This is a genomic window from Paenarthrobacter sp. TAF1 (genome assembly GCF_052113825.1).
Lineage (GTDB): Bacteria > Actinomycetota > Actinomycetes > Actinomycetales > Micrococcaceae > Arthrobacter > Arthrobacter nicotinovorans.
Genome location: NZ_JBFRDO010000008.1, coordinates 1 through 16,540, shown reverse-complemented (window position 1 = coordinate 16,540; position 16,540 = coordinate 1). Strand labels below are relative to the sequence as shown.

Genomic DNA, 16,540 nt, shown 5'->3' with positions numbered 1-16,540 from the left:
GGTCCACTCGCCGCGAAGCACAGCCGAAGGAGCCGCTCAATGACCGGGGACGCAATGACCAGGGACGCCAACCAGACACCCAACCGGCTGAAGCTGGCGGTCGTGGACATGGTGGGGACTACCATCACCGACGATGGCCGGACCGGGCAGGCTATGTCCCGGGCGCTGGTGGAACACGGGATTGAACCGGGCAGCAGCCGTTTCGAGAGCATGCTCGGCTATGCCCGGGACACCATGGGCTTCTCCAAGATGACGGTTTTCAGCCACTTGTTCGAGGACCCTGCCGTGGCCCGGAGTGCCAACAACGTCTTCGAACGGGCGTACGACGACATGATTGCCGACGGCGGCATCCGCCCCATTCCCGGAGCGGAAGACGCCATCTTGTGGATGCGTGAGGCCGGGATGCAGGTCTGCCTGGCCACCGGCTTCGGACGCCACACCCAGAACATGGTGCTCGAATCATTGGGGTGGATGGGCCTGGCCGATCTCAGTCTGTGCCCGGCGGATGCCGGACGCGGACGACCCTACCCGGACATGATCCTCACCGCAGTGCTTGCACTCGACCTCGATGACGTGCGCGAAGTCGCCGTGGTGGGCGACACCAGCTCGGACATGCTCTCGGGCGTCCGTTCGGGGGCCTCACTCGTCGCAGGGGTGCTGACCGGCTCACACTCAGAGGCAACCCTGCGCGCGGCCGGCGCCACCGCCGTCGTCGATTCGATCAAGCAGCTCCCGCTCCTGGTGGAGAAACGCGAAGCCAGGCACCTCTAGCAGGTGAGGCCGTCCTGCGGCAGCTTTCCGTCAACAAAGTAGTCGTCGACGGCGGAGCTGACGCATGAGTTCGAGCGGCCGTAGGCGGTGTGCCCCTCGCCTTCCCACGTGACGAGGGAAGCGTTCTCGAGCTGCTTGCGCAGCGACTGCGACCACGCCAGGGGAGTGGCGGGGTCTCCCGTGGTGCCCACCACCACGATGGGAGCTTCACCGCTGTACTTGACGGGCGCCGGTGTCCGGGTGTTCGGGTACGGCCAGTCCTTGCAGTTCACGCCGCCGTAGGCAAAGAATGCACCGAACGTGGGGGAGTCCTGGATGAGCCTGGCCTCCTCCGCACGCATGCCTGCGGTGTCCATGACCATGGGGTAGTCCAGGCAGTTGATGGCTTGGAAAGCGAAAGCGGAGTTGGAGCTGTACGTTCCGTTGGGTTCGCGGTCCGCGCCAAGGTCGGCGAGCCGCATCATCTGCGAAACGTCGCCGGAGAAGGCACTGTCCAGGGCCTGGGTCAGTGCCGGCCAGCTCTGATCGTTGTAGAGGGGCAGGATGAGGCCGTTGACGAAGTCGTTGCCGGTAACCAACCGGCCGTCCTTGGCGGTTTGCGGGTTCTCGTCCACGGCGCTGATGAGGTCCCTGATTTCCTGCACACCGTTTTCCACCGACCCGCTCATAGGGCACTGGTTCTGCTTCTGGCAGCTGGCTACGTAGGTGTGGATTGCCTTTTCGAACGCCTTGGCCTGGCCTGCGGTCAGCTCCTCATTGCTGATGGACGGGTCCACCGCTCCGTCGAGGACCAGCCGGCCAACGTTGTCCGGGAAGAGCGAAGCATAGGTGGACCCAAGGAACGTCCCATAGGAAAAACCCAGGTAGTTGAGCTTGGCGTCGTTCACCACGGCACGCAGGATGTCGAGGTCCTTGGCCGCGCTGACGGTATCAATGTGTCCCAGGACAGGCCCTGTCTGCTGGGCGCACTGCTCGGCAAAAGATTTGTTGAACGCTATGGCCGCTGCCAGGCCTTCGTCGGTGTTCTTGCGGAACACCTTTGCCCTGGCGGCATCACGCTCGGCGTCGGTCATGCACTTGACCGGCGCGGAGTCCTTCACGCCGCGGGGGTCGAAGCCCACGACGTCGTAATTCGCCCGGAGTTTTTCTGTGAAGTGCGTGGTGCCTGCATCTTTGATGAAGTCCACCCCCGAGCCCCCGGGACCCCCGGGGTTGACCAGGATGGAGCCCTTTTTGTCTCCGGTGCTGGGCAGCTTGATGGCCGCGAGGGTTATCTCCGCGGAACCCGGCTGCGCGTAATCCATGGGGACCTGGATCTTGCCGCACTGCAGTCCGTCTCCGCAAGAGCTCCATTCCACGGACTGCGAGTAGAACTTCTCCAGGCCCTTGGGGGCCGAGGCCGCGATGGAGGGATCCACAGTGCTGGTGGAGGGCTTCGCGGTGGGCGCCGGCAGGAACGGCACCGTGCAGGCGCTGAGGACCAGCATTGACGCCAATGCCACGCACATCGCCGCGAACCCGCGGCTGCGGGTTCCACGTCGTGCAGCCCCCCGAGGAACAGCACCACCCGCAGACAGCCGGGCAGACCGGTCCCTTGAAGGGTTACCGGCGGGCCGGCGGGGTGCGGACGTCATGCGTTCTCCTATTGCTGGATGAGGCTGGTTGCCATGGACTCGACCGCCAACAGCGGGGCCACGTTGGTGGTGGTGATACGGACCCGGGCTTTGTTGATGGCGTCCATCCGGGCCAGGGTGGTTTCCGGCGTTGAACGGCCTGCGTATTCTTCCAGATCACCCTTCAGCTCAACGTTGACCAGTTCAACGGCGTTCCCCAATTGGATGATCAGTACGTCCCGGTAAAAGGACAACAGATCCGTCAGGGTACGGTCCAGGGAGTCCGTGATGGAGCGTTTGGCGCGACGCTTCTGGTCATCCTCAAGCTGCTTGACCTGGCTGCGCATGGAGGGCGGCAGAGTCCCGGACTCGGGGGCGCCAAGACTCGCGAGCAGCGCTATTTTCTCAGCGGCGTCCCGTTCATCGTTGGAGCTGTTGGCTTCCTCCGTGGCGATCTTGACCAGCTTCTCGGCCATCATCACAGCGGCCGTGACTCCCCGCAGGCCCAAGGGGATCCGAACGGTCTCCAGGCGGCGCTCCCGGGCATCCGCGTCGCGGGCGAGGCGGCGGGCAATGCCGATATGGCTCTGGGCCGCCCGCGCCGCCCGCTCCGCAAGCTGGCGCTCGACGCCGTCGCGCCTCACCAAGAGGTCCGCGACGTCGGCAGCCGGCGGAAGCCGCAGGCTCACCGGACGGCAGCGCGAACGGATGGTGACCAGGACGTCGGCCGGCGAAGGGGCACACAGCATCCAGATGGTGCGCGGGGTCGGTTCTTCGATGGCCTTCAACAGGACATTGGTGGTGCGCTCGGCCATGCGGTCCGCGTCCTCCACCACGATGATCCGCCAGCGGCCCGTGGCCGGACGGTCTCCGGCCTTGGAAACAAGCTCGCGGGCTTCATCGATGGTGATGGTGACTTTTTCCGTCCGCACGAAGGTCACATCGGAGTGGGTCTCGCCGAGGATGGTGTGGCACGCTGCGCAGACACCACAGCCACGCTGCGTGACATCATCCTGCTCACAGTTCAGTGCCGCGGCGAACGCTTTTGCCGCATTTGAACGGCCGGAGCCGGGGGGACCGGTGAAGAGCCACGCGTGGGTGAGGCCCGTGTCGCCCTGCGCCGCTTGCTTCAGTTGTGCGACAACCGGGGCCTGGCCCTGGAGGTCGTCCCAGACGCTCACTGGCGTGAACCGGGAACCCGGTCACCCAACAGTGACTCCACGCGCTCCAGGATCCGGGCAGCCAAGGCCTCGATTTCCTCGCCGGCCGGCAGGACCAGATAGCTCGATGGTGCGGCCTCGGCCAGATCCAGGAAAGCGTGGCGGATGGCTGAATGGAACTCGTCGGGCTCGGATTCCAGCCGGTCCTCGGCGGTGTCCCCTGCGGTGCGGCGTCGGCGGCCATGGGCGGGGTCGACGTCGAGCAGTACCGTCAGGTGCGGATGGAGGCCTTCGGTGGCCCATTCGTTGAGGGACAAAACGCCTTCAGCGCCCAGGCCGCGGCCAACACCCTGATAGGCGACGGAGGAATCAACATAGCGGTCCGTGATGACCACCGTTCCCTGAGCCAAAGCCGGGCGGATGACCTGGTGCGCGTGGGCCGCGCGGGCAGCGGCAAACATCAGGGCCTCGGTACGGGCATCGATGGTGCCGTGGCCATGGTCAAGCACAAGGGAGCGCAGTTTCTCGCCAATGGGGGTGCCGCCCGGTTCCCGGGTGCGCAGTACGGTGAGCCCCCGGGATTCGAGGGCGTCGGAGAGCCGGGCGGCCTGTGTGGACTTGCCCGCTCCGTCCCCGCCTTCGAACGCGATGAAAAGACCTGTGCTCTGAATACTCACGCGTCTAGCCTACCGAGCTTCCCTGACAGCAAAGGCGCGTAATGCCTTTCATCCACAGCATTCCCCGCGACTACGCTGAAAGCATGAGCCTTTCCGATCAGCACGCCGCCGAATTGTCGCCTGAAACCGTTGTGGTTGCTGCCGGTCGTCCTGAACGCGCCCACGACGAACCGGTGAATCCACCCATCGTCCTGTCCTCCACATACTTCGGTACAGGCAGCCTGGGCGACGGCGACCGGGGCTATGGCCGCTACGCCAACCCCACCTGGGACCCCTTCGAGGACGCGCTGGCCAAACTTGAAGGCGCCACCCTGCCGGGACTGCTTTACGCATCCGGGCTGGCCGCAGTGAGCTCGGCGCTCTCCCTGGTTCCCGCCGGGGGCGTCGTGGTGATGCCGTCCCACAGCTACGCAGGTTCGCTTGTCATGGCCACGGAGCTGGCGGAGAAAGGCTTCCTGGAACTCCGCACCGTGGACATCACGGACACGGAGGCGGTGAAGGCCCTGATCAGCCCTGAGTACGGCAAAAAAGCTGACCTGCTGTGGCTGGAAAGCCCCACCAATCCCATGCTCGGAATCGCAGATATCCGCGCGCTCACTGATGCCGCCCACGCCGTGGGCGCCCTCGTGGTCACGGACAATACCTTCTCCACGCCCTTGGTGCAGCAGCCCCTCAGCCTGGGCTCCGACGTCGTGCTTCACTCGGTGACCAAATACCTGGCGGGGCATTCGGACGTCGTCCTCGGGGCTCTGGTGACGTCCAACCCTGAGCTGCGCGCCACGCTCCTTCACCACCGCATCATCCACGGTGGAATCGCCGGGCCGTTCGAGGCCTGGCTGGCTCTTCGCGGCCTGCGCACGCTGGCGTTGAGGATCGAGCGCTCGCAGGCCTCCGCAGCCACGCTCGCTGAAAGGCTCAGCACCCATCCACGCGTGGAAGCCATCCGGTTCCCCGGCCTCCCCACGGATCCAGGCCATGAGCGCGCGAAGGCCCAGATGAAGGGTTCCGGCTCGATCCTGTGCATCCAGATCGCCGGCGACAACCAACGCAGCGGTGCCGAAGCTGCTGACGAACTGGTCCGCGCGTTGCAGCTTTGGCTCCCGGCAACATCACTGGGCGGAGTTGAGTCGCTGATTGAGCGACGACGCCGGCACACCGCCGAGCCGCTGAGCGTTCCGGAGAACCTGGTCCGCTTGAGCGTCGGAATTGAGAACGTGGAAGACCTCTGGTCCGACCTTGAGCAAGCACTGAAGGCGTTGGACAGCTAGGCTGGAGGACGTGGACGGAAAAATCTTGATCGCGTACGTCACCTCCGGGGTCTACATAATCCTGGGACTGGTGGCCCTTGCCTTGGAACTGTGGGCATTCGTTGATTGCCTGCGCCACCGACCCACCCTGTTTGTGGCCGCTTCCAAGCGGACCAAGACGTTCTGGTTGGCCCTCACCGGCGTGGCTCTCGCCATCGGTGGTCTGACGATGCTTACCGGCGGCGGCAGCCTTGGCCTCTTCGGCATCGCTGCAGTCACAGCCTCCTGCGTCTACCTCGCCGATGTCCGGCCGGCAGTCCGCGAGGCTGGCAGCGGCGGAAACCGCAACGTCGGCCCGTACGGACCCTGGTAGACCCAGCCCCTGCTGTATCAGCGCTGGCCGGGCGCCACCGCGTCCCAGGCCACCGTCATTTCTCCAAGGCGCCACCGCGAAGGGCCTTCCTGAAGCGGCCACCCGGCGTCGCGCAGTGAACGGCACATCCCGGTCCAGCGCTGCTTGTTGCCGAACGAAGCCAACGGCGCCGCCTCCAGCCAGGCCTTGTCCATTGCCTGCAGGAACGCGTGGATCGGCTCACCCGGTACGTTCCGGTGAATGAGCGCCTTGGGCAACCGCTCGGCAACTTCGGAAGGCAGCTCGAAGCTTCCGAACCGGACAGAAATACTCAGGCTCAGCGGACGCTCCGGATCCAGGGCCACCCAGGTGACACGGCGGCCGATTTCGTCGCACGTGCCGTCAATGAACAGTCCGTTCGGCGCCAGGCGGGACTGCACCAGGGCCCAGATCGCGGCGACGTCCGCTTCTTCATATTGCCGGAGCACGTTGAATGCCCGGACCAGCACGGGATTGCCCGGCACCGGAACTTCGAAACCGCCTACCGAGAAGCTGAGTCCGGGTCTTTCCAGGGCCTTGGCGCTGCGGACACGCTCCGGTTCAATCTCGATTCCACGGACCTGTACATCCGGGCGGACGGCCTGCAGCCGTTCGAAAAGCTCGACGGCGGTGGCCGGCGAGGCGCCATAGCCCAGGTCCACTACCAAAGGCTCGACGGCGGTGCGCAGCCGCCACGCCTGCGGGCCGGCCAGCCAGCGGTCCAGCCGCCGCATCCGGTTGGGGTTGGTGGTGCCGCGGGTAATATTGCCGATCGGTTTGCGTAACGGGTTGCCGCCCCGACTGCGGGGAGAGCCCACCCGTTCCGCCTTTTGCACCACGGCCCCACTTTATCCTGCAACCCGGGGTCTCTTATGGCCCGTTCGATGGCGCCTGATGGGCCGTGACTGAGCCCACGTTGCTGTTCGTAACGCCGGGCAGGGCACCGGAGCCCTCGGCTAGGATGAAAACCATGACTTACAAGCTGATTCTGCTGCGCCATGGCCACAGCGAATGGAACGCCAAGAACCTGTTCACCGGTTGGGTGGACGTTGACCTGAACGACCAAGGCCGCAAAGAAGCAGTACGCGGCGGGGAGCTCCTGGTAGAGAACAACATCCTCCCGGATATCCTCTACACCTCCCTGCTGAAGCGTGCCATCAACACGGCCAACATGGCTTTGGACAAGGCCGACCGTGGCTGGATCCCCGTCAAGCGCGACTGGCGCCTCAATGAACGCCACTACGGTGCGTTGCAGGGCAAGGACAAGGCCCAGACCCTCGCCGAATTCGGCGAAGAGCAGTTCATGGAATGGCGCCGCAGCTACGACACACCGCCGCCGCCGCTGTCCGATGACAGCGAGTTCTCCCAGGCGCACGATGTCCGTTACAAGGACCTCGGCGACGCCTTGCCCCGCACCGAATGCCTCAAGGACGTCCTGGTCCGCCTCCTCCCTTACTGGGAATCGGACATCAAGGAAGACCTCAAGGCTGGCAAGACCGTTCTGGTCACGGCCCACGGCAACTCCCTGCGCGCCCTGGTCAAGCAGTCACCTSAGGTGACCGGCCGCCGTCGTATGTTCTGCGGATGGAGCGTTAGAAGCCCTCAGGCTGCCATTCGCCCGTCACCAGGTAGGTGACCTTGCGGGCAACCGAGACGCCGTGGTCGGCGAAGCGCTCGAAGTAGCGGCTGGCCAAGGCAACATCCACCGTGGTGGCGGGGTTCTCGTTCCATTCGGGGGAGGCAATGGCCTTGAAGACGCTGAGGTGGAGGTCGTCCACGGCGATGTTGATCTTGAGGATGTCGCGGGCGACTTCAAGGTCGCGCGTCTCGAGGAGCTCGATGACCTTCGCGGTGATGTCGATGTCGTGCTGGGCCATGGCCTTGAAGGTCTGGGTCAGCGAAGCAGGAATCACGGTTGCCGGGTAGCGCAAGCGGGCCAGCTGGGCCACGTGGCGGGCGAGGTCGCCCATGCGCTCCAGGGAAGCGCTCATGCGGAGCGAACCCACGATCATGCGGAGGTCGCTGGCCACGGGACCCTGCAATGCCAGGATGTCGATGGCGCGCTCATCAAGGCTGTTCTGCAGGAAATCGATCCTGGCATCTGCCGCAATGACATCCTGTGCAAGGTCCACATCGGCGCCTTCGAAGGACGTCGTGGCCTTCGTGATCGCTTCGTGAACCAGCTTGGAGATCTCGATGAGGTCGTCACCTACCTGGGTGAGCTCCTCCTGAAAAACCTTGCGCACTAAGGCGTCCTTTCCTTGGAAATCCCGGGCCCCCTGAAGGGACAGGACTTCAAAAACATTGGCAGTCCAACCAGTAACTGTGTCAGGGCCCCGTGAACTGTTTGGCACCTTTAGATGAACGTTAGTTGAACCGTCGGCATTTGGCGCCGGATCAATGCTCCGCCCTGATTCCACAGCATAAGCTGGACACGTGGATCCGTTGCTCATAGGTGTCATTGCAGGCCTCGTTGGCTTGTCGCTGGGCGTCTTTGGCATGCTCGCTTTCAGGATCAGCGAACGGCAGCGCAGCATCGTGGACCTCGACGTCGCCGAGCCCCTCCTCCCTGAGGGGGCAGCGGAAGTCCTTGCCGTCGTCGGGCGTGCGTTCGTCGTGGTGGACGCGATCGACGGCGTGGTCCGTGCGAGCCCCGCCGCTTACGCCTACGGGCTGGTCCGCGGCCACACGGTAGTGCATAAGCAGCTCCTGGACATGACCGCCAAGGTCCGCCGCGACGGTGTGATCCTGGAGGAACAATACGAACTTCCCCGGGGGCCGCTCGGCAAAGGCACCATCGTGGTGCAGGTACGGGCCGCCATGCTCGGCTGGGAATATATCGTCCTCCTGGCCGATGACCGGACCGAGATCACTCGCACCGAGGAGATCCGCAACGACTTCGTGGCCAACGTGTCCCACGAACTCAAAACCCCCGTCGGCGCGATCTCGCTCCTGGCCGAGGCCTTGGAAGCATCGCCCGACGACGAAGAAGCGGTGCGCCGCTTCGCCAAGCGCATGCACAAGGAGTCCGGCCGGCTGGCGGCCCTGGTCCAGGACATCATCGAACTCTCTCGGCTCCAGGGCGCCAACGTCGCCCAGCAGGGCCACGCTGTGGACATCAACACGGTGATCACCGAAGCCGTGGACCGTTCGCAGCTTCCCGCCGAGAGCAAGAACATCCAGATCGTGGTGGGCGGCCACTCCGATTCCCTGGTCTTCGGTGACCGCGACCTCCTGGTCACTGCCCTGCGCAACCTGATCGACAACGCCATCCGTTACTCCCCTGAAAACACCCGCGTGGGCGTGGGTGTCCGGACCCGGGAAGGCGTGGTTGCCGTCTCCGTCACGGATCAGGGCGAGGGATTGACGCCCGAGGACCAGGAACGGGTGTTCGAACGCTTCTACCGCGTCGACGCAGCACGTTCGCGGCACACCGGCGGCACCGGCCTTGGCCTCAGCATCGTCAAGCACGTTGTCTCCAACCACGGCGGCGAAGTGACCGTCTGGTCGCAGCCCGGCCAGGGTTCCACCTTCACCATCCGACTGCCCGAGATGGAAGGCCAGGACGACGACGCCGGCCTCCCGCCTTCGGCTGCCACGGCGGCGCTTCCGCCCGGGTCCGCAACGGCTGGTGCCGCCGTCGAACCTGGAATTGCTGCCCGGCAACCCCACCACGTGAACCACCAAGGGGGCGCCACTGGCGCCCGAGAGCAAGGAGCCAGCGCTTGAGCCGGATTTTGATAGTGGAGGACGAAGAGTCCTTCAGCGACCCCCTGTCCTATCTTTTGGGCAAAGAGGGGTTCGACGTCGAGGTAGTGGACAACGGCAGCGATGCCCTGGTTGAGTTCGACCGGAACGGCGCCGACCTCGTCCTCCTCGACCTGCAGCTGCCCGGAACGCCGGGAACAGAGGTGTGCCGCCAGTTGCGCCAACGCTCCAGCGTCCCGGTGATCATGCTGACAGCCAAGGACTCGGAGATCGACAAAGTTGTGGGGCTGGAACTCGGAGCCGACGACTACGTCACCAAGCCGTATTCCTCCCGCGAGTTGGTGGCCCGTGTCCGCGCGGTCCTCCGCCGGCAAGGGGAGCCCGAGGAGCTCATCACCTCCACAGTCCAGGCCGGTCCTGTCCGGATGGACATTGAACGCCATGTGGTCAGTGTGAACGGCGAGCAGGTTTCCTTGCCGTTGAAGGAATTCGAGTTGCTGGAGATGCTGCTCCGGAACTCGGGCCGCGTCCTGACGCGTGGACAGCTCATCGACCGTGTGTGGGGGTCCGACTACGTGGGGGACACCAAGACCCTGGATGTCCACGTGAAGCGCCTGCGCAGCAAGATCGAGCCGGATCCGTCAGCGCCGCGCTACCTGGTGACCGTGCGCGGCCTGGGCTACAAGTTCGAGCCGTAACCCCTGGCGGAGTTTTGTACAGGTAACGCCCTTTAGAAGCCTTCTAAAGGGCGTTACCTGTACAAAAACTCCAGAGGGGGCAAAAAGGAAGGGTCCCGCCGCGGCGGGACCCTTCCTTTGTGTGTTCTTGGCAGGGGCCTTAGTGGCCGGCTGCGGAGCTCGTGGAGGTAGCGGACGGGGTGGCCGAGCTGGTCTCGGTGCCCGTTGCGCCGGGAGTTGCCGAACCGCTCGGGCTGGCCGAAGGGCTGGGGCTCGGGAGGTACTTGGCGTACTCGGGGAGGGTGCCGTCAACCACCGGGACGTTGATCGTGGCGGAGTCGGAGCCGCTGCGGATCGTCACGGGAGTCRGCCCGCCGGGAATGACTCCCGCGCTGCTGAGGATGGCGGGGTCGGCAGCGTCGTTGAGATAAGTCTCGGACATTGCCTTGACCGGGATCTCGGTCTGGGAGCCGTTGGCGCCGCTGATCGACAGCGTGGCGTCGGAGTTCGACTGGTTGAAGACCGCACCGATGACGCGGCCAGGCTGGTTTTCGCCGGAAGCAACAATCAGCATGTTGCGCAGCTGCAGCTTGCCGAGGTCGGCCTTGACCCCGTCTGAAGCCGAATACTGGTGCGAAGTCTGCTGGGCGTTGACGAAGCCACAGCCGGTGACGGACAGAAGGCCGACGCCGATTGCAGCGGCCGCAATTGCCAGCTTGCCGCGCTGGACAGTGTTCATCGCAGAAATGCGCACGACACCTACTCCTAGAGTCATTGGAAACTTTTTCAGCCATAGCCTATCGGCAAACGGTCCAAAACAAGGATTCGGGAGGGCTTTGTGGCGGAGTCGGTGGAGAAGTCCGGCCGCTCACACTGGGTGCCTGATGCATCTTTCGGCGAATACGTCAAGAGGTTGGATGAACCCGTTTAAGGCCTGTTTCCCTGTATTGGCGCGGGTGAGGAGGCCTTTGGGTGCCAGTCGTATGCCTTAATCGTGATAGACTAATCTGCGGGAAAGGGGAAAGTCCACATGGTTTTTGAGGTCGGCGAGACAGTAGTTTACCCTCACCACGGTGCAGCAAAAATTGAGGAAATCAAGATGCGCACCATCAAGGGCGAAGAGAAGATGTATCTCAAGCTCAAGGTGGCTCAGGGTGATCTGACCATTGAAGTTCCAGCAGAGAACGTTGACCTTGTTGGGGTCCGGGACGTAGTGGGCAAAGAAGGCTTGGAGCACGTTTTTGACGTTCTCCGCGCCGAGTTCACTGAAGAGCCTACCAACTGGTCACGTCGTTACAAGGCGAACCTGGAGAAGCTTGCTTCCGGCGATGTCATCAAGGTGGCAGAGGTCGTTCGCGATCTTTGGCGCCGCGATCACGATCGCGGCCTTTCGGCAGGCGAGAAGCGAATGCTGGCCAAGGCACGGCAGATTCTGATTTCAGAACTGGCCCTGGCTGAGAAGACGGACGAAGAGAAGGCTGCAAGCGTTCTTGACGAGGTCTTGGCTTCCTAAGAATTGAGCCCCGGTGGTGCGAAAGCGCCGCCGGGTTTCTTTTTGCCACAAATCACCCCTGATGCCTCGCAGTACTCTGGTGACCATGAGTATTCCTTCCAAGCGCGCCGTCACGGCCGTGATCGTGGTTGCCGCCGGCTCCGGTGAGCGGCTCGGCTATGGCATGCCCAAAGCCCAGGTTCCGCTGGGCGGCGAGACCATCCTGATGCACGCCCTGCGCGGAGTTGTTTCGTCCGACGTCGCACGCCAGATCTGCGTAGCCGTGCCCAAGGGCGACACCGTCCTGCGCGAGTCCATCGCGGACTTCACAGTCGACCTGGTGGATGGTGGCCCTGAGGTCACAGTCGTCGACGGCGGTTCCTCCCGCGCGGATTCCGTCCGCGCTGCCCTGGCTGCCTTGGAAGACGGAACGGAATTCGTCCTCGTCCACGACGCAGCCCGGGCGCTCACCCCTGAACGGGTCTTCCAGCGGGTCGCCGATGCGTTGTCGTCCGGCGCCAAGGCGGTCATACCCGCAATGCCGGTGGTGGACACCATCAAGACCGTCGCAGAAACGGATGGCCAGGACGCCTCCATAGCCCCCGAGGTTGTCACCGGCACGGCACCGCGCGAACAGCTCCGCGCCGTCCAAACCCCCCAGGGCTTCGAACTCGCCACCCTGCGGCGGGCACATGAGGCCGCAGAACTCTTTGACGACAAGCAAGCCGCCGCGGTCACCGACGACGCCATGCTGGTGGAACTCCTTGGCGTCCCGGTCCACGCCGTCCGCGGGGCAAGCCAATCCCTCAAGATCACCACGCCGCTGGACCTCATCATCGCCGAAGGCCTCCTGGAAGGCCCCCTTGGGATTCGTTGGGTGGAGGGATAGTGGCCCCGGAAAACATGATCCTGCCACGCACCGGCATCGGGATGGACGTCCACGCCTTCGCGCCAGAAGACGACCCCCAGCCGCTCTGGTTGGGTGGCCTCTTCTGGGAAGGCGAACAGGGACTCTCCGGCCATTCCGACGGCGATTGCGTCGCCCATGCAGCCGCTGATGCGCTATTCTCCGCCAGCGGCATCGGGGATCTTGGCACGCACTTCGGTACGGACCGTCCCGAGTACGCCGGAGCATCAGGCGTCAAACTCCTCGGAGAGGCAGCGCGGCTTGTCCGTGCTGCCGGCTTCGAGATCGGCAACGTAGCTGTGCAGTTCGTGGCCAACCGCCCCAAGTTTGCTCCGCGTCGGGAAGAATCCCAGCGGGTCCTCTCCGAAGCCGCCAACGCTCCCGTGACCGTCACGGCCACCACCAGCGACGGATTGGGCTTCACCGGACGTGGAGAGGGCATCTCAGCCGTCGCCACAGCCTTGGTCTACCCGATGCCCGGCCATGAGGTACCCGCCGCAGTGCCTGGGCCCGCGAAAGGGGTGCCGCATGCGTAAGCCAGGTGCCGGCGTCGTGCGTTCCGCTGTCCTGCTGCCGGCGGCCCTGGCGGCCGCGCTCCTGCTGGGCGGTTGTGCCGGGACGCCGAAGATGGACGTGAAAGCGAGCTGCGATTTCCTCAACAACGACGCCTTCAAACCGGACGGCAACCAGCAGCAGCAATCCAAGCAGATCGCTGAGCATTACCACCAGATCGCGGACAAGCTGGCTCCGGAGATCGGCGACCCCATCAAGGAGATGGCCGCGATCATGGACAAGGCTGCAGCGTCGTCGCTGGGCGCGGCCACCCAGGAGCAGCAGGAAAAACTCAAGGTGCAGTTCAATAAGATCGGCGAATACTGCAAGTAGGCAGGTCACGCCGCGTCATCGGCTAATCTGGAGCGGTGACCCTGCGCTTTTATGACACCGCTTCCGCCGAAGTCCGCGACTTCGTTCCCCTCGAAGACGGCAAGGCCAGCGTGTACTACTGCGGGGCCACCGTCCAGGGAATGCCTCACGTGGGCCACGTGCGGTCCGCGATCGCCTTCGACCAGCTGACCCGTTGGCTCGAATTCCGTGGCCTCCGTGTCACCGTGGTGCGCAACGTCACCGACATCGACGACAAGATCCTGGCCAAGTCCGCCCAGTCGTTCGGCCCGGACTGGGACGCCGAACCCTCCGCACGGCAGAACGAAGAATGGTGGGCCCTGGCCTACCGCTACGAGCAGGAATTCGAGAACGCCTACGAATCCCTCGGCGTCCAAAGCCCCACCTACGAGCCGCGGGCCACCGGACACATCCCGGAAATGCACGCGCTCATCCAGCGCCTCATCGACCGGGGCCACGCCTACCCCGCGCCGGACGACTCGGGCGATGTCTACTTCGACGTGCGCTCGTGGAGCAAGTACGGCTCCCTGACGCGGCAGAACATCGACGACATGCAGGGCGCCCCCGACGTCGAAGCCCAGTTCGTCAGCCGGAAGCGCGATCCCCGCGACTTCGCACTGTGGAAGGGCTACAAGGAAGGCGAACCGGAGTCCGCGAGCTGGGCGTCGCCGTGGGGTGCGGGCCGTCCGGGCTGGCACCTTGAATGCTCCGCGATGGTCACCAAGTACCTTGGTGCGCGCTTCGACATCCACGGCGGGGGATTGGACCTGCGCTTCCCGCACCACGAGAACGAGATGGCCCAGTCGCAGGCCGCCGGCGACGAATTCGCCAACTTCTGGATGCACAACGGCATGGTCACGTACGAGGGCGAAAAGATGTCCAAGTCCATCGGCAACACCGTGAGCCCGGCAGAGATGCTCGACCTCGCCTCACCCCGGGTCGTCCGCTACTACCTCGGCCAGGCACACTACCGCTCGGTGCTCGATTACCGGCCCACGTCGCTGCAGGAGGCCGCGGCCGCCGTCGAACGTATTGACGGATTCATCTCGAAAGCGTCCGCCAAAGTTCCCGGCAGGTCAGGCGCGGACGTGGCACCGCAGGCCAACATGCCCGCCGCGTTCACTGCTGCCATGGATGACGACCTCAACGTCCCGCAAGCCCTCGGCGTGCTGCACGAAACCGTCCGCGCGGGCAACACAGCCCTCGGCAGCGGTGACCTGGACGGCGCCAAGGCGGCCCTTTACAGCGTGCTGTCCATGACCGAGGTGCTGGGGCTGGACGCAGTGAAGCAACCCGAAGCCGTGCAGGGCCGTGAGCATGCCGCGCTGAAGGTCCTCGTGGACGCACAGCTCCAGGCCCGCGCTGCCGCAAGGGCCAACAAGGACTGGGCAGCCTCCGACGCGATTCGCGACACACTCGCCGCCGCCGGCGTCGTCGTCGAAGATGGTGCGGACGGGGCCACCTGGAGCCTCAAACGCGACTGACAAACGGGCGCTGCGGCCGAATTGCATCGGGTCAGTAGACTTGATTCCAGACTTACTCACAAAATCAAGGATGGAATCTCATGGCCAACAATGGTCGCCGGTCGGTCAAGAACAAGAAGGGCCCCTCCACCGGAACCGGTGGCCATGGCCGCAAGGCCCTGGAAGGCAAGGGTCCCACACCCAAGGCGGAGGACCGCACCTACCACAAGGCGTACAAGAACAAGCAGCTCGCTGAGCGCTCGGCCGCCAAGCGCGGACCGGCACGTCCGGGCGGCGCCGGCGCCCGCTCCGGCCCCAAGGGCCGCGCCACCGAGGAACTGGTCACCGGCCGTAACTCCGTGGTCGAAGCCCTGCGTGCCGGCATCCCTGCCAAGGCACTGCACGTAGCCATCCGGATTGAAATGGATGACCGCGTCAAGGAGTCCCTCAAGCTCGCGGCCGAGCGCGGCATCCCGCTGCTGGAAACCGGCAAGCCCGAGCTGGACCGCATGACAGAGGACGCCGTCCACCAAGGACTCGTGCTGCAGATCCCGCCGTACGAATACGAGGACGCCTACGACCTCGCCGAGCAGACCCTCGCCAAGTGGAAGAAGGGGCACATTTCCAATGCGCCGATCTTCGTGGCTTTGGACGGCATTACCGATCCCCGCAACCTCGGCGCCATCATCCGCTCCGTCTCCGCGTTCAGCGGGCACGGCGTGATCGTACCCGAGCGTCGTTCCGTGGGCGTCACCGCGTCCGCATGGAAGACCAGCGCCGGTGCCGCTGTCCGCGTACCGGTGGCCCGCGCGTCGAACCTCAACAACGCGCTCAAGCAGTTCAAGAACATGGGCATCTACGTCCTGGGACTGGACGGCGACGGCGACGTCTCGCTGCCCGACCTCACGGTCGCCACCGAACCGGTCTGCATCGTGGTTGGTTCCGAAGGCAAGGGCCTCAGCAGGCTCGTGCGCGAAAACTGCGACCAGATCGTCTCCATCCCGATCGACTCCGCCATGGAGTCTCTCAACGCATCCATGGCCGTCGGCATCTCGCTGTACGAAGTGTCGAGGCAACGCTCCGCCCAGTAAGCAGTGCCCAAGGCGGTGGTCGCAGACGCGACCGCCGCCTTTCGCATGCCCGACGCGTGCTCACGTTCCGGGTGTTTGGGCCGGTCGCTTCCTCACGTCCCGCGTGTTTGGGCCGGTCGCTTGCTCACGTTCCGCGTGTTTGGGCCGGTCGCTTGCTCACGTCCCGCGTGCTTGAGCCTGATGCTTCCTCACGTTCCGTGTGTTTGGGCCGGTCGCTTGCTCATGTTCCGTGTGTTTGGGCCTGATGCTTGCTCACGTTCCGTGTGTTTGGGCCTGATGCTTGCTCACGTTCCGTGTGTTTGGGCCTGATGCTTGCTCACGTTCCGCGTGCTTGAGCCTGATGCTTGCTCACGTTCCGCGTGCTTGAGCCTGATGCTTGCTCACGTTCCGCGTGCTTGAGCCTGATGCTTGCTCACGTTCCGCGTGCTTGAGCCTGATGC

At 64.5% G+C, this 16,540-nt stretch carries 17 protein-coding genes and 1 pseudogene; 12 read left to right on the top strand and 6 right to left on the bottom strand.

Annotated elements, in window-relative coordinates; translation table 11 throughout:
• The first annotated feature begins 39 nt into the window (after positions 1-39).
• Complete coding sequence (locus tag AB4Y81_RS12430) at positions 40-771, top strand: HAD family hydrolase (RefSeq protein ID WP_441996000.1); 732 nt, start codon at positions 40-42, stop codon at positions 769-771.
• On the opposite strand, the gene AB4Y81_RS12425 is transcribed toward AB4Y81_RS12430, so the two are convergent.
• Genes AB4Y81_RS12425 through tmk form a run of 3 tightly spaced genes read right to left on the bottom strand, consistent with a single transcriptional unit; the run spans position 768 to position 4,221 of the window.
• Positions 768-2,405, bottom strand: a complete 1,638-nt coding sequence (locus AB4Y81_RS12425) for an alpha/beta hydrolase (RefSeq protein WP_039239774.1) — start codon at positions 2,403-2,405, stop codon at positions 768-770. The genes AB4Y81_RS12430 and AB4Y81_RS12425 overlap by 4 nt on opposite strands.
• A gap of 8 nt (positions 2,406-2,413) precedes the next feature.
• Positions 2,414-3,565 (bottom strand): DNA polymerase III subunit delta', encoded by a 1,152-nt coding sequence (locus tag AB4Y81_RS12420; RefSeq protein WP_055973292.1) that lies wholly within the window; start codon positions 3,563-3,565, stop codon positions 2,414-2,416.
• On the bottom strand, positions 3,562-4,221 hold the full coding sequence (gene tmk / locus AB4Y81_RS12415; protein WP_039239777.1) for a dTMP kinase: 660 nt from the start codon (positions 4,219-4,221) through the stop codon (positions 3,562-3,564). The genes AB4Y81_RS12420 and tmk overlap by 4 nt, the downstream gene beginning before the upstream one ends.
• An 83-nt stretch (positions 4,222-4,304) precedes the next feature.
• On the opposite strand from tmk, the gene AB4Y81_RS12410 reads away from it, so the two are divergent.
• Positions 4,305-5,489, top strand: coding sequence for a trans-sulfuration enzyme family protein (locus AB4Y81_RS12410; protein ID WP_441995999.1), 1,185 nt, complete (start codon positions 4,305-4,307; stop codon positions 5,487-5,489).
• A 10-nt stretch (positions 5,490-5,499) separates the two neighbouring features.
• Positions 5,500-5,841, top strand: a complete 342-nt coding sequence (locus AB4Y81_RS12405; RefSeq protein WP_018777902.1) for a DUF2516 family protein — start codon at positions 5,500-5,502, stop codon at positions 5,839-5,841.
• Positions 5,842-5,858: 17 nt separating this feature from the next.
• On the opposite strand, the gene AB4Y81_RS12400 is transcribed toward AB4Y81_RS12405, so the two are convergent.
• A complete protein-coding gene (locus AB4Y81_RS12400) occupies positions 5,859-6,698 on the bottom strand; it encodes a class I SAM-dependent methyltransferase (protein ID WP_441995998.1) in 840 nt (279 codons plus the stop codon).
• 131 nt (positions 6,699-6,829) lie between these two features.
• Between AB4Y81_RS12400 and AB4Y81_RS12395 the strand changes: the two are divergent.
• Positions 6,830-7,402 (top strand): annotated as a pseudogene (locus AB4Y81_RS12395) (2,3-bisphosphoglycerate-dependent phosphoglycerate mutase); the annotation flags it as partial.
• A gap of 49 nt (positions 7,403-7,451) precedes the next feature.
• On the opposite strand, the gene phoU reads toward AB4Y81_RS12395, so the two are convergent.
• Positions 7,452-8,105: a phosphate signaling complex protein PhoU gene (phoU, locus tag AB4Y81_RS12390; protein ID WP_018777899.1), complete on the bottom strand. Its 654-nt coding sequence runs from the start codon at positions 8,103-8,105 to the stop codon at positions 7,452-7,454.
• 199 nt (positions 8,106-8,304) lie between these two features.
• Between phoU and AB4Y81_RS12385 the strand changes: the two genes are divergently transcribed.
• Positions 8,305-9,588 carry a sensor histidine kinase gene (locus AB4Y81_RS12385; protein WP_231375235.1) on the top strand — a complete coding sequence of 428 codons (1,284 nt, stop codon included), beginning with the start codon at positions 8,305-8,307 and terminating at the stop codon, positions 9,586-9,588.
• The gene (locus tag AB4Y81_RS12380) at positions 9,585-10,265 is read left to right on the top strand and encodes a response regulator transcription factor (RefSeq protein ID WP_020608526.1); all 681 of its coding nucleotides are present in this window, start codon (positions 9,585-9,587) and stop codon (positions 10,263-10,265) included. The genes AB4Y81_RS12385 and AB4Y81_RS12380 overlap by 4 nt, the downstream gene beginning before the upstream one ends.
• A 139-nt stretch (positions 10,266-10,404) precedes the next feature.
• On the opposite strand, the gene AB4Y81_RS12375 is transcribed toward AB4Y81_RS12380, so the two are convergent.
• Positions 10,405-10,983, bottom strand: coding sequence for a hypothetical protein (locus tag AB4Y81_RS12375; RefSeq protein ID WP_441996047.1), 579 nt, complete (start codon positions 10,981-10,983; stop codon positions 10,405-10,407).
• Between the two features lie 291 nt (positions 10,984-11,274).
• Between AB4Y81_RS12375 and AB4Y81_RS12370 the strand changes: the two genes are divergently transcribed.
• From AB4Y81_RS12370 to rlmB, 6 genes are all read left to right on the top strand, one after another.
• Positions 11,275-11,757 (top strand): CarD family transcriptional regulator, encoded by a 483-nt coding sequence (locus AB4Y81_RS12370; RefSeq protein WP_011690592.1) that lies wholly within the window; start codon positions 11,275-11,277, stop codon positions 11,755-11,757.
• Between the two features lie 85 nt (positions 11,758-11,842).
• Positions 11,843-12,625, top strand: a complete 783-nt coding sequence (gene ispD / locus AB4Y81_RS12365) for a 2-C-methyl-D-erythritol 4-phosphate cytidylyltransferase (RefSeq protein WP_055973335.1) — start codon at positions 11,843-11,845, stop codon at positions 12,623-12,625.
• A 14-nt stretch (positions 12,626-12,639) separates the two neighbouring features.
• The gene (gene ispF / locus AB4Y81_RS12360) at positions 12,640-13,179 is read left to right on the top strand and encodes a 2-C-methyl-D-erythritol 2,4-cyclodiphosphate synthase (RefSeq protein WP_441996046.1); all 540 of its coding nucleotides are present in this window, start codon (positions 12,640-12,642) and stop codon (positions 13,177-13,179) included.
• Positions 13,172-13,528, top strand: coding sequence for a hypothetical protein (locus tag AB4Y81_RS12355; protein WP_055973300.1), 357 nt, complete (start codon positions 13,172-13,174; stop codon positions 13,526-13,528). Before ispF ends, AB4Y81_RS12355 begins: the two co-directional genes overlap by 8 nt.
• 35 nt (positions 13,529-13,563) lie before the next feature.
• Positions 13,564-15,030, top strand: a complete 1,467-nt coding sequence (gene cysS / locus AB4Y81_RS12350) for a cysteine--tRNA ligase (RefSeq protein ID WP_441995997.1) — start codon at positions 13,564-13,566, stop codon at positions 15,028-15,030.
• An 80-nt stretch (positions 15,031-15,110) separates the two neighbouring features.
• On the top strand, positions 15,111-16,100 hold the full coding sequence (rlmB, locus tag AB4Y81_RS12345; protein WP_018777891.1) for a 23S rRNA (guanosine(2251)-2'-O)-methyltransferase RlmB: 990 nt from the start codon (positions 15,111-15,113) through the stop codon (positions 16,098-16,100).
• Positions 16,101-16,540 lie beyond the last annotated feature (440 nt).

Bases quoted from the DNA above. Each gene is read 5' to 3' on its own strand.
- AB4Y81_RS12430 (WP_441996000.1), top strand. From the start codon at position 40: ATGACCGGGGACGCAATGACCAGGGACGCCAACCAGACACCCAACCGG.
- AB4Y81_RS12425 (WP_039239774.1), bottom strand. From the start codon at position 2,405: ATGACGTCCGCACCCCGCCGGCCCGCCGGTAACCCTTCAAGGGACCGG.
- AB4Y81_RS12410 (WP_441995999.1), top strand. From the start codon at position 4,305: ATGAGCCTTTCCGATCAGCACGCCGCCGAATTGTCGCCTGAAACCGTT.
- AB4Y81_RS12370 (WP_011690592.1), top strand. From the start codon at position 11,275: ATGGTTTTTGAGGTCGGCGAGACAGTAGTTTACCCTCACCACGGTGCA.
- ispD (WP_055973335.1), top strand. From the start codon at position 11,843: ATGAGTATTCCTTCCAAGCGCGCCGTCACGGCCGTGATCGTGGTTGCC.
- ispF (WP_441996046.1), top strand. From the start codon at position 12,640: ATGATCCTGCCACGCACCGGCATCGGGATGGACGTCCACGCCTTCGCG.
- AB4Y81_RS12355 (WP_055973300.1), top strand. From the start codon at position 13,172: ATGCGTAAGCCAGGTGCCGGCGTCGTGCGTTCCGCTGTCCTGCTGCCG.
- rlmB (WP_018777891.1), top strand. From the start codon at position 15,111: ATGGCCAACAATGGTCGCCGGTCGGTCAAGAACAAGAAGGGCCCCTCC.